The sequence below is a fragment of the Pantoea sp. MBLJ3 genome (assembly GCF_000816655.1).
Taxonomy (GTDB): Bacteria; Pseudomonadota; Gammaproteobacteria; order Enterobacterales; family Enterobacteriaceae; genus Pantoea; species Pantoea eucalypti.
This window is the reverse complement of record NZ_JSUT01000001.1, coordinates 109,675-121,937: the sequence shown is the minus strand read 5'-3', so window position 1 is coordinate 121,937 and position 12,263 is coordinate 109,675. Positions and strand designations below refer to the sequence as shown.

The window sequence follows — 12,263 nt, the reverse complement described above, 5'->3', positions numbered from 1 at the left end:
GGCAAACCAGGACTATTCTTAAATTAATCAGAACTGTGAATATAAGTGTTCATGAAGTAAACCATTGGCGTATATTTTGCAATCACTACCTGAAGAGGTGTAATGCCTCACAGAAATGAGAATGTGCCCGCCAAAAGCTTGATGGCATCCACATAAATAGCAAACACCATTTGATTTTTTTGCCCGCTGTGCAGGCGCAAAAATCAACCGCCTCAGCAGGTTAGAAGCGCTGGAGCGTTTTCGGCACACGTTAGTTAAAAAAATAATTATAAATTGCGCGGCAAATAGTCAGGTCTCTATCCATACTTAGTCTCCCGGCATTTGTTGCATTGTTCTGACACCTTTATAAGCAGTGCACCGCAGGCTGTGTCCCGTAATGGTTTTTCTCATAACAAAAACAAACCCTTGCGGGATCCAGCCTGAACAGGCCCGGTTTCAGAGTCCTGACTTCAGGCTCGTACCTCTCTACTTTCACGTGCTTCATAGTGAGTTTTTAAGGAGTTCTCTATGGAATTAAAAGACCCGATGTTTGAATTGCTCAGCAGCCTTGAGCAGATTGTTTTGACACGTGATGATCGCGCCGCCGAGTTACTTATTCAGCGTCAGCAACCCGCCCAGCCAGAGCCACAGCGTCTGCGCGAAATGACCGGCATGCAGGTTGATGAGTTTGCTAAAGTGATGGGCGTGAGCGTATCTTCCGTGAAAAGCTGGGAAGCCCGGCGTACCCGTCCATCCGCGACGGCGCAGAAACTGATGAAGTTATTACAGGCCAATCCCTATCTGGGACGCCAGTTGCTTGAATAATCAGGCATCATGAAAACACCCGCCGCTGGCGGGTTTTTTTATGCGTGTTTTATGCTGTATTTAGCGGCCTGTTTGACAAACCAGCTCTCCGGCACGCTGTAGGGCGGCTCCCGCAACCGGGCAAGCCCGCTTTCTATGATCGTCGAAGCCTGCTGCCACAACTGTGCATCGCCCTGCTTCAGCAACGCAATCTGTATCTGCTTTTCCACCAGGTAGACCCGCGCAAAGTCAGGATCAAAACGTACAATCGCGCGGGTATTGTCGATGATGTCCGCCAGCTTGATAGTCTGGGCCTCAGGACTGGCGCTGGCCGTATGGCGAAAGTGCGCAAGCTTCCGGGCCGCCCGATTTTTCGCCGTAGCCGGTGCGCTATCGGTCAGCATCTCCACCAGGCTGGCCACGCGCGCGCCAAAGTGGGCTTCGATATCGCTCTGGGTCGTGGAGGTATCTTCTACGGTATCGTGCAGCCAGGCTGCCGCTAACAATGCCTCGTCATGGCTGACGCTGCGCACCAGTTCCACCACCGCGGCCGGATGAACAATATAAGGCTCATCGGTATATTTGCGGCGCTGACCGGCACTGGCATGTGCCTCGGTGGCGAATCGACGCGCCTGTTCTTCCAGTGAATCCAGCATGCTTTTACCCCTGACTAAAAGTTTGCTTGCAATTATCTAGCGCGCTATATATATTGAACACCATGAACTGTGATCAAGATGACAAAAAAGTGAAAACGATGCCACTGTTGGTCGATCAGCAACTCTGCTTTGCGCTTTATTCTGCCAATCTGGCAATGAATAAAGTGTATCGCCAGTTGCTGAGCCAGCTCGACATTACCTATCCACAATATCTGGTGATGCTGGTGTTGTGGCAGAAAGATGATGTTACGGTGTCAGAGATTGGCGAGCAGCTTTTTTTAGACTCGGCAACATTAACGCCACTGCTGAAGCGACTGGAAAGCGCGGGTCTGATTAACCGGCAGCGTACCCGTCAGGATGAACGGCAGGTTGCAGTAACACTGACCGAGGCTGGCCGTGCGCTGCGCGTTAAGGCTGAAGCCATTCCTGAAGCGGTTAAATGTGCCACTGCCTGTGACGATGATGCCCTGCTGGCGCTGAAATTACAGCTTGATGGATTGCGTGATAACCTGATTCAGTCACGATAAATATTGCCGACGGGTGCATTGCACCCGTTGAACCTCACCGCCTGATTACGGTTAAATAAGTAGCAGGCGATTAAATAGTGTAACGGAGAAATGTCATGTCTTTAGAACAAGTGGTTTACTGCGCCAAAGCCAAAGCTACCGGTGGTCGTGATGGTCGTGCAACCTCTTCTGACGGTGTACTGGACGTTAAACTGGGCGTGCCAAAAGAGATGGGCGGTGCAGGCGGCGAAGTGACCAACCCTGAGCAGCTGTTTGCGGCGGGCTATTCTGCCTGCTTCATCGGTGCGATGAAGTTTGTTGCGGGTCGCGACAAAATCGCGATGCCAAAAGATGCGTGGATTGAAGGTGAAGTAGGTATCGGCCCGATCCCCAACGGCTTTGGCATCGAAGCGACGCTGAATATTCACCTGCCGGGAATGGATGAAGCAGAAGCGCAGAAGCTGGTGGATGCGGCACACATCGTGTGTCCTTACTCAAACGCCACTCGCAACAACATCGACGTGACGCTGAACATCATTCGCTAAGCATGCTGCGGGCCTGAATTATCAGGCCCGCACTTTTGCCTGTTATTCAATCTCACACTTCCGTCTCACTGCGTCAGCATGTCCGGTTAATCCTCCGCGCTGTGTACAAAAAATGTGCTAATCAGGTCGACAGCGATTATTATCTGGTCTATAAAACGCCCTCATGCTTTACTGAGCCACCTCGCGTTATAGCCTATAAATCCGTTCAGAATTTTCCTTCATCTTGTCCGGTCCGCTTATTCAGCGAACTCTGCCGCGTTTCGGCAGTCACATAAAAGATTTGGTTAAGCGCTTCACACCGGAGAAACACCTTTTTTCATGAATTATATTAAAACCCTGACTCAGCAGAAGTTATCGTTACTGCTGGCGCTCTACCTCGGTATCTTACTGAATTTACCAATTTTCTATCGTCGTTTTGATGGTTTTCTTTCGCACTCTACGATAACGAACTGGCTGACTGCCGTCACTGAAGTGGTGGCCATTGTGCTGCTGACTTTCTTCCTGATGCGGCTGCTGTCGCTGGGTGGAAAGTGGTTTTATCGCGTGCTGGCCACGCTGATAGTGCTGATTTCCGTTGCCGCTGCTTATTACATGGCATTTTTTAACGTCGTAATTGGCTACGGCATTGTGGCTTCGGTGATGACCACTGATACCGATCTTTCTAAAGAGGTGGTTGGCTACCATTTCATTCTGTGGATGGTGCTGGTCAGCGCGCTGCCGCTGCTGATGATCTGGCGTAATAAGCTGAGCATGACGTTGAATGAGCAGCTGCGCACGCCGGGACAGCGTCTTAAACCCTCCGTGATCATGCTGCTTTGCGTGGCGCTGGTCTGGTTGCCGATTCGCTTTCTGGACAAACTGCAGAAGCAAAACGAAGAGATTACCAACGTCGATCTACCGAGCTACGGCGGTGTCGTGGCACACTCTTATCTTCCTTCAAACTGGCTTGCAGCTGTAGGACTCTTTGCCTGGACCCGCGTGGATGAGACGCTGAATAGCGAGGAATTGCTGGATCCGGCGAAGAAGTTTACCTACGTCGCGCCTGCCGGACTGGACGACACCTATGTGGTGTTTGTGATTGGTGAGACCACCCGCTGGGATCACATGGGGATGCTGGGCTACGAGCGTGACACCACGCCAAAGTTGTCGAAAGAGAAGAATCTTGTGGCGTTCCGGGGCGAATCCTGTGATACCGCGACCAAGCTGTCATTGCGCTGCATGTTCGTACGCGAAGGCGGCACCATGGATAACCCAGGTCGTACGCTGAAAGAGCAGAACGTGTTTGCGGTGATGAAAGAGCTGGGCTTCACGTCTGAGTTGTTTGCGATGCAGAGCGAAGTCTGGTTCTACGACAACATCAATGCCAACAACTTTGCTTTCCGTGAGCAGATTGGTTCAGAGAAGCGTAATCAGGGCAAAGCGGTGGATGACATGCTGCTGGTGCCGGAGATGAAAGCGTCACTGGATCGTTTCCCGAAAGGTAAGCATCTGATCGTGTTGCACACTAAAGGGTCGCACTACCTCTATTCACAGCGTTATCCGCGCAGTTTCGCGAAATATCAGCCGGAATGTATGGGCGTGGATGAGACCTGCAGCAAAGCGCAGTTGATTAACGCTTATGACAACTCGGTGCTGTATGTCGATAGTATGCTGGATAGCGTGCTGGATCAGCTGCGTGATAAGAAGGCGATCGTTTTCTATGCCTCTGATCACGGTGAGTCGATTAGCGAGAATATGCATTTGCACGGCACGCCGCGCGAGATGGCGCCACCTGAGCAGTTCCGCGTACCGATGATGGTCTGGGCCTCCGATAAGTATCTGGAAGACAGCCAGAACCGCAGCAATTTTGAGCGTTTGCAGGCGCAGCAGCGCGTAGGCCGCACTCATCGCCATGTTGAGTTGTTCGACACCATTCTGGGCTGTCTGGGTTATACCTCGCCAGATGGCGGTATTAACCCCGCCAACAACTGGTGTCAGGCACCGGCAAAAGGTCAGGCTAAAGCGCTGTAATAGTGAGCGAAAAGGGCAGGGCAGGTGGTTAATTACGGGTAACCGCGTGCTTTCCAGGCGATTGGCGGCAAAAGCATAAAAAGCGGTTGACGCTGATCGGGGGTAGCAGTAACATGCGCCCCCATCGGCGAGTAGCGCAGCTTGGTAGCGCAACTGGTTTGGGACCAGTGGGTCGGAGGTTCGAATCCTCTCTCGCCGACCATATTTAAGAAAACCTGTCTGAAAAGACAGGTTTTTTTTCGTCTGTAATAAATGAGGATGAGAACCTCCGAAGGAGGTTTGAGCCGAGCGTAGCGAGACAACGTTGCTTCAGCAACGGCCCGAAGGGCGCTGCTCGAAGAGCAGAGTAATCCTCTCTCGCCGACCATATTTAAGAAAACCTGTCTGAAAAGACAGGTTTTTTTTCGTCTGTAGAAAAGTGATTTGCAGGCAAAGAATTAGCGCTGTGCGGGGTTCAGACGGCTGAAAGATCTAAACCCGAGTGAATCTGACAGCAGCGCATAAATTCAAGGCGGAGGGAACACGGGCAGAGGAGGAAAGCGTCCCACGCCATGGACGGCGTGGGCCGAGCGTCCATGGATGGTTTAAGCGACTTTCCGATCTGCCCGTGTTCCTGAGGCAGATCTCAATCTGACCGCTAAGCATTCACACTCTTATCAGCTGAGCGGGCTTCAGGGAGCATACGCCTTCCGCAAAGACGCAAAAGACGCCATCCCTGGCATGCTCAGCGCGGCCGATTACGCACCTCATCCCTGAGGTGCGCCCGTGGCCGGGCCAACGCATTGCGTTGCTCAAAAACGCTCCCGGCGTTTTTGTCCCTGGCCCGCGATGCTTTGCTACAGGCGTATGCTCCCTTCGCTTCACGTCTGGCAAACGCATCAGGTACTTACATGGGCGCTTCAGAACGCCTGAGAAATCCAAATCATTTTTGTTACCTTCCAAAAAGTTCCAGTAAACCCCATCTTCCGCGCGTTCCACTTACTGACAATAATTATCCCTTCTTTCCCGCTGGCAGGCCTTACCCCATAAGCGATGCGATCATAATTCGCGACACATTCTTCTTATGACCGAAAGCGGCAACATGCTGATTTCTTATGCTTCTTTACCAGCATATTCCGCTGGATGAACGTCATAACGCACGGTGAATCGTTCAGTTATTCAACATTTGCCGGTAAAAGTTTTAAGTTTTTTAGCGGTGAGAATCACTAGCGATAGAGCAGGCTTCCAGCACAATACACGGAATTCAGGTCAGCTCTGCTGTGCATTGTATGGCATTTGGACAGAAACGGTTTTTATTACCGTTGCATGCGATTCCTCACACTCTGTGTAAATAAGTAACCGTTGTATTGACGTTCTTTGCAACTGTTGACAAATTGATGCGTCAATAAATGCGCAGTTACGGAATTTTCTGAATGCATAACCTGCATCTGAAAAAACAAAAAATCGTAGCGCGCGTTAACCACCTGTTCGGTGGTACGCCTGAACCGCATAAAAAAATCAGAGGTCAGGCAATACACACAACATCACATCACAATGGAGCAAACGCATGATCAACTCCCTGGCTAAATCCGGGATGCTGAAGGTCGGTCTGAGCCTGATTGCTATGACTGTCGCCGCCGGTGTTCAGGCAAAAACCCTCGTTTACTGTTCTGAAGGTTCTCCGGAAGGCTTTAACCCGCAGTTGTTCACTTCGGGCACCACCTACGATGCCAGCTCACGTCAGATCTACAACCGACTGGTTGAGTTCACCATCGGCACCACCGAACTGCACGCTGCACTGGCAGAGAAGTGGGATGTCAGCGAAGACGGTAAAACTTACACCTTCCACCTGCGCAAAGGCGTGAAGTGGCAGACCACTAAAGATTTCAAACCGACGCGTGACTTCAACGCGGATGATGTGGTGTTCACCTTTGAGCGTCAGCTGGATAAAAACAACGCCTATCACGGCGTCTCCGGCGGCAGCTACGAATATTTCGAAGGCATGGATATGCCTAAGCTGATCAGCAAAATTGAGAAAGTGGACGACAACACCGTTCGCTTCGTGCTGACCCGTCCTGAATCGCCGTTCCTCGCCGACCTCGGCATGGATTTCGCCTCGATTCTGTCGAAAGAGTACGCAGACAACATGCTGAAAGCGGGTACCCCGCAAAACGTCGACCTGAACCCGGTCGGTACCGGTCCGTTCCAGCTGCTGCAGTACCAGAAAGATTCGCGCATCCTTTACAAAGCTAACCCGAATTACTGGGGCACCAAGCCAAAAATCGATCGCTTAGTCTTCTCCATTACCCCGGATGCTTCAGTGCGTTACGCCAAACTGCAGAAGGGCGAATGCCAGGTCATGCCTTATCCAAATCCGGCTGACATTGCGCGTATGAAGCAGGACAAGAACATCAACCTGTATGAGCAGGCGGGCCTGAACGTCGGCTATCTGTCATACAACGTTGAGAAAAAACCGCTGGATAACCTGAAAGTACGTCAGGCACTGACCATGGCGGTCAACAAAAAGGCGATTATCGACGCCGTTTATCAGGGTGCAGGTCAGCCTGCTAAAAACCTGATCCCACCAACAATGTGGGGCTATAACGACGCGGTGAAAGACTACGCATACGATCCTGAGAAAGCCAAAGCGCTGTTGAAAGAAGCGGGCATGGCAGACGGTTTCTCAATCGACCTGTGGGCAATGCCGGTTCAGCGTCCTTACAACCCGAACGCACGCCGCATGGCTGAAATGATTCAGAGTGACTGGGCGAAGATTGGCGTCAAAGCCAAAATCGTCACCTACGAGTGGGGCGAATATCTGAAGCGCGCCAAAGCGGGCGAGCACCAGACCGTCATGATGGGCTGGACCGGTGACAATGGGGATCCGGATAACTTCCTGGCTACCCTGTTCAGCTGTTCAGCGGCTAAAGATGGCTCTAACTACTCGCGCTGGTGTGATAAGTCCTTCGAGGACCAGATCCAGCCCGCTCGTGCGACTGCCGATCAGGCGAAGCGCATCGAGTACTACAAACAGGCTCAGGTTGTGATGCATGACCAGGTACCGGCGCTGATGATCGCGCACTCAACGGTATACGAACCGGTCAGCAAGAAAGTCTCCGGGTACAAAGTCGATCCGCTGGGCGGACACTACTTTGCTCAGGTAGACATTAAAGAATAATTGTCGCCTTTTCCGGGGCGGCTGCGCGTCGCCCCGGCTTTATCTCCCTGTTTTACTGGAAACGGTAGAGGCGCAGCCAGTCTGCGTCGCGGTCGGGCCTACCCGATCGTCAGATGTAAGCAATAACAACCCTCGCGGCGACGGTCGCGCGGACAAGAGAGAACCCGGATTATGCTGCAGTTCATACTCCGACGTCTGGGCCTTGTTATCCCAACGTTTATCGGCATTACATTACTCACCTTCGCGTTTGTTCACATGATCCCCGGCGATCCGGTGCTGATCATGGCGGGCGAGCGCGGTATTTCTCCTGAACGTCATGCACAGTTAATGGCACTGTTAGGGCTGGATCAGCCGCTGTGGAAACAGTACCTGCACTACATTAACGGCGTATTACATGGCGACCTGGGCATTTCACTTAAAAGCCGCATCCCGGTCTGGGATGAGTTTGTTCCGCGCTTCAAAGCGACGCTGGAACTCGGTATCTGCGCCATGATATTTGCCGTGGCCATTGGCATCCCGGTAGGGGTTCTGGCGGCGGTGAAGCGCGGTTCGATTTTCGATCACACCGCTGTGGGAATCTCACTGACCGGCTACTCCATGCCGATCTTCTGGTGGGGCATCATGCTGATCATGCTGGTTTCGGTTCAGTTCAACCTGACACCCGTTTCCGGGCGGGTCGGCGACACCGTCTTCCTGGATGACAGCATGCCACTGACCGGCTTTATGCTCATCGACACCTTCTTCTGGGGTGAGCCGGGCGACTTCCACGATGCGGTCATGCACATGATTCTGCCTGCCATCGTGCTCGGTACCATTCCGCTGGCGGTGATTGTGCGTATGACGCGGTCGGCGATGCTTGAAGTACTGGGTGAAGATTACATCCGTACGGCGCGCGCTAAAGGCCTGACGCGGATGCGTGTGATCGTGGTGCATGCGCTGCGAAACGCCATGCTGCCGGTGGTCACGGTAATTGGTCTGCAGGTCGGCACGCTGCTGGCCGGGGCGATTCTTACCGAAACCATCTTCTCATGGCCGGGTCTGGGTCGCTGGCTGATTGAAGCGTTGCAGCGCCGTGACTATCCGGTGGTGCAGGGCGGCGTGCTGCTGACCGCAGTACTGATCATCGTGGTCAACCTGCTGGTTGATCTGCTGTATGGCGTGGTTAACCCGCGCATACGTCACAAGAAATAAGGGGGCATCATGTCTGTTGTTGATCCCGGCAGCGTTACCGTTGCACCCACGCCGATGACCCCGTTCCAGGAATTCTGGCACTACTTTAAACGTAACAAAGGCGCCGTTGTGGGCCTGGTCTACATCATCATTGTATTGCTGTGCGCTATCTTTGCCGATGTACTGGCCCCGCATGCACCTGCTGAGCAGTTCCGCGATGCGCTGCTGCATCCGCCGGTCTGGCAGGAAGGCGGTAACTGGAGCTACATCCTGGGCACCGACGACGTGGGCCGCGATGTGCTGTCGCGTCTGATGTACGGTGCGCGCCTGTCACTGCTGGTGGGCTGTCTGGTCGTGGTGCTGTCACTGATTTTCGGCGTGATATTTGGCCTGCTGGCCGGTTATCTCGGCGGCGTGGTCGATGCCATCATCATGCGTGTAGTCGATATCATGCTGGCGCTGCCAAGTCTGCTGCTGGCGCTGGTGCTGGTCGCCATCTTTGGCCCCTCAATCGTCAACGCCTCCATCGCGCTGACCTTTGTGGCACTGCCGCACTATATCCGTCTGACCCGCGCGGCGGTGCTGGTCGAAGTGAACCGCGACTATGTCACCGCTTCCGGCGTGGCCGGTGCGGGTATGCTGCGCCAGATGTTCGTGAATATTCTGCCTAACTGCCTTGCACCGCTGATCGTGCAGGCGTCATTAGGTTTCTCCAACGCCATTCTCGATATGGCGGCGTTGGGCTTTCTCGGTATGGGTGCGCAACCGCCAACGCCGGAGTGGGGCACCATGCTCTCCGACGTTCTGCAGTATGCGCAAAGTGCCTGGTGGGTAGTGACCTTCCCTGGATTGGTCATTCTGCTTACCGTACTGGCATTTAACCTGATGGGCGATGGTTTGCGTGATGCCCTCGACCCGAAACTCAAGCAGTAAAGAGGCACCGAGATGGCGTTATTAAATGTAGACAAACTATCGGTGCATTTCGGCGACGATAAAGCACCGTTCCGTGCGGTTGACCGCATCAGTTATCAGGTAGAGCAGGGCCAGGTTGTGGGTATCGTGGGCGAGTCTGGCTCCGGTAAATCAGTCAGTTCGCTGGCGATCATGGGGCTGATCGATTTCCCCGGCAAAGTGATGGCTGAGAAGCTGGAGTTCAACCAGCGCGACCTGCAACACATCTCCGAACGCGAGCGCCGCCAGCTAGTGGGTGCAGAAGTGGCGATGATTTTTCAGGACCCGATGACCAGCCTGAATCCCTGCTACACCGTGGGTTTCCAGATTATGGAAGCGATCAAGGTGCATCAGGGCGGCAATAAACGCACGCGGCGTCAGCGGGCAATCGACCTGCTGAATCAGGTCGGTATTCCCGATCCTGCGTCACGTCTCGATGTCTATCCGCACCAGCTGTCGGGCGGCATGAGCCAGCGTGTGATGATTGCGATGGCGATCGCCTGCCGGCCAAAGCTGCTCATCGCCGATGAGCCGACCACAGCGCTCGACGTGACTATCCAGGCACAGATCATCGAACTGCTTCTGGAGTTACAGCGGCAGGAGAACATGGCGCTGATTCTGATTACGCACGATCTGGCGTTAGTGGCAGAAGCGGCTCACCACATTATCGTGATGTATGCCGGTCAGGTGGTGGAGAGCGGCAAAGCGACCGATATTTTCAAAGCGCCGCGCCATCCCTATACGCAGGCGCTGCTGCGTGCGTTGCCAGAGTTTGCGGCTGATAAAGCGCGTCTGGCCTCGCTGCCGGGCGTCGTGCCGGGTAAATATGATCGCCCGGTTGGCTGTCTGCTGAATCCACGCTGCCCTTATGCGACTGACCTATGTCGTCAGGAAGAACCTGAACTGCGCACTATTCCAGGACGCCAGTCCAAGTGTCACTATCCGCTGGACGATGCCGGGAGACCCACTTATGAGTCATGAAATTAAGAAAGATCAGTTTCTGTTACAGGCGATTGATCTGAAGAAGCACTACCCGGTGAAGAAGGGACTGTTTGGTCAGGAGCGTCTGGTCAAGGCACTTGATGGCGTCTCTTTTGATCTGGAACGCGGTAAAACGCTGGCAGTGGTTGGCGAGTCAGGCTGTGGTAAATCCACGCTGGGCCGACTGCTGACCATGATTGAAACCCCGACCGAAGGGCAGCTCTACTGGCACGGTCAGGATCTGCTGAAACACGATCCTCAGGCGCAGAAGCTGCGTCGTCAGAAAATCCAGATCGTGTTCCAGAACCCGTATGGCTCACTCAATCCGCGTAAAAAAGTGAGCCAGATTCTGGAAGAGCCATTGGTCATCAATACCACGCTTACCAAAGCGGAACGTCGCGAGAAGACGCTGGAGATGATGGCGAAAGTCGGCCTGAAAACTGAACATTATGACCGCTATCCACACATGTTCTCCGGTGGACAGCGCCAGCGTATCGCGATTGCGCGCGGGCTGATGCTCGATCCGGACGTGCTGATTGCTGATGAGCCGGTTTCGGCGCTCGACGTGTCGGTGCGTGCTCAGGTGCTGAACCTGATGATGGATCTGCAGCAGGATATGGGCCTCTCATACGTCTTTATCTCGCACGATTTATCCGTGGTAGAACACATAGCCGATGAGGTAATGGTGATGTACCTCGGCCGTTGCGTAGAAAAGGGCAGTAAAGAGGCGATTTTCGCTAATCCGCGCCATCCTTATACCCAGGCTTTACTGTCAGCGACACCGCGTCTTAATCCTGACGACCGTCGTGAGCGTATTAAGCTGACCGGCGAGCTGCCAAGCCCGCTGAATCCGCCACCAGGCTGTGCCTTTAATGCACGCTGCCATCGGCGTTTCAGCACCTGTGTACAGCTGCAGCCAAAGTTGAAAAACTATGGCGGGCAGGAAATTGCCTGCTTCGCGGTTGATCAGGATGAGAATCAGCCGGTTGGGGTGGCAGAAAACGTCAGCTGAGCAATCACCTTGCCTCCAGCCGAAGGCTCCTTTCTGGAGCCTTTTTTTATCTCAATTCAGTGGCAAGCCGTGCCGCTGGCGGTTCCGCACTCATATTCTGATTATTTACCTCCTTTTTTCTTTACCACTTTTAACCTGTTTTTTTCTGGTGATATTTTCAGCGGAAAAAGATAAATGCCATCAATCCCTCATGGCAGCGAGCGGCTTTTTGCTGCACCTGAAATGGCCTTGTCGCTGTTAAATACGCTGTGTGGTATGAGTCCTTCTGGCTGGGCCATTCGTTGCCACAGCGGCTATTTCCGAAAAATTCTAAAAAATATCCAGACAATTTAACTTAAATTTAATTTATTAATTATCTGGGGTTATACGCTGAGAATGGCTTTTAGTCGGCAGGGTTTAATCTTTATGATTAAACTATTTTATTGAATTTGCTCTTTTTGTAATCAGGTTTTTCTGACTGACATTCAAGGGATGTGTTATATTCCAGGAAAA

10 protein-coding genes, 1 tRNA gene and 1 other RNA gene are annotated in these 12,263 nt (G+C 53.0%); 11 read left to right on the top strand and 1 reads right to left on the bottom strand.

Annotated features, from left to right (window positions below; translation table 11 throughout):
* The first annotated feature begins 507 nt into the window (after positions 1–507).
* Entirely contained in the window at positions 508–804 is a 297-nt protein-coding gene (locus NP77_RS00505; RefSeq protein WP_003848045.1) for an HTH-type transcriptional regulator, read from the top strand.
* A 38-nt stretch (positions 805–842) separates the two neighbouring features.
* On the opposite strand, the gene NP77_RS00500 is transcribed toward NP77_RS00505, so the two are convergent.
* Entirely contained in the window at positions 843–1,439 is a 597-nt protein-coding gene (locus tag NP77_RS00500; RefSeq protein WP_008926412.1) for an HD domain-containing protein, read from the bottom strand.
* A 62-nt stretch (positions 1,440–1,501) separates the two neighbouring features.
* Here NP77_RS00500 and NP77_RS00495 point away from each other — a divergent pair, with 62 nt between their 5' ends.
* From NP77_RS00495 to dppF, 10 genes are all read left to right on the top strand, one after another.
* Complete coding sequence (locus tag NP77_RS00495) at positions 1,502–1,966, top strand: MarR family winged helix-turn-helix transcriptional regulator (RefSeq protein WP_003848049.1); 465 nt, start codon at positions 1,502–1,504, stop codon at positions 1,964–1,966.
* Between the two features lie 95 nt (positions 1,967–2,061).
* On the top strand, positions 2,062–2,490 hold the full coding sequence (locus tag NP77_RS00490; RefSeq protein ID WP_039658638.1) for an organic hydroperoxide resistance protein: 429 nt from the start codon (positions 2,062–2,064) through the stop codon (positions 2,488–2,490).
* 318 nt (positions 2,491–2,808) lie between these two features.
* Positions 2,809–4,500, top strand: coding sequence for a kdo(2)-lipid A phosphoethanolamine 7''-transferase (eptB, locus tag NP77_RS00485; protein ID WP_008926413.1), 1,692 nt, complete (start codon positions 2,809–2,811; stop codon positions 4,498–4,500).
* Positions 4,501–4,625: 125 nt separating this feature from the next.
* Positions 4,626–4,702: transfer RNA gene (locus NP77_RS00480), tRNA-Pro, on the top strand.
* Between the two features lie 35 nt (positions 4,703–4,737).
* A non-coding RNA gene (locus tag NP77_RS22695) (RtT sRNA) lies at positions 4,738–4,867 on the top strand.
* A gap of 1,179 nt (positions 4,868–6,046) precedes the next feature.
* Positions 6,047–7,657: a dipeptide ABC transporter periplasmic-binding protein DppA gene (dppA, locus tag NP77_RS00475; RefSeq protein WP_003852001.1), complete on the top strand. Its 1,611-nt coding sequence runs from the start codon at positions 6,047–6,049 to the stop codon at positions 7,655–7,657.
* 171 nt (positions 7,658–7,828) lie between these two features.
* On the top strand, positions 7,829–8,848 hold the full coding sequence (dppB, locus tag NP77_RS00470; RefSeq protein WP_003852000.1) for a dipeptide ABC transporter permease DppB: 1,020 nt from the start codon (positions 7,829–7,831) through the stop codon (positions 8,846–8,848).
* A gap of 9 nt (positions 8,849–8,857) precedes the next feature.
* Positions 8,858–9,760, top strand: coding sequence for a dipeptide ABC transporter permease DppC (dppC, locus tag NP77_RS00465; protein WP_003851999.1), 903 nt, complete (start codon positions 8,858–8,860; stop codon positions 9,758–9,760).
* Positions 9,761–9,772: 12 nt separating this feature from the next.
* Entirely contained in the window at positions 9,773–10,759 is a 987-nt protein-coding gene (gene dppD, locus NP77_RS00460; RefSeq protein WP_003851998.1) for a dipeptide ABC transporter ATP-binding protein, read from the top strand.
* Positions 10,749–11,771: a dipeptide ABC transporter ATP-binding subunit DppF gene (gene dppF, locus NP77_RS00455; protein ID WP_003851997.1), complete on the top strand. Its 1,023-nt coding sequence runs from the start codon at positions 10,749–10,751 to the stop codon at positions 11,769–11,771. The genes dppD and dppF overlap by 11 nt, the downstream gene beginning before the upstream one ends.
* Positions 11,772–12,263 lie beyond the last annotated feature (492 nt).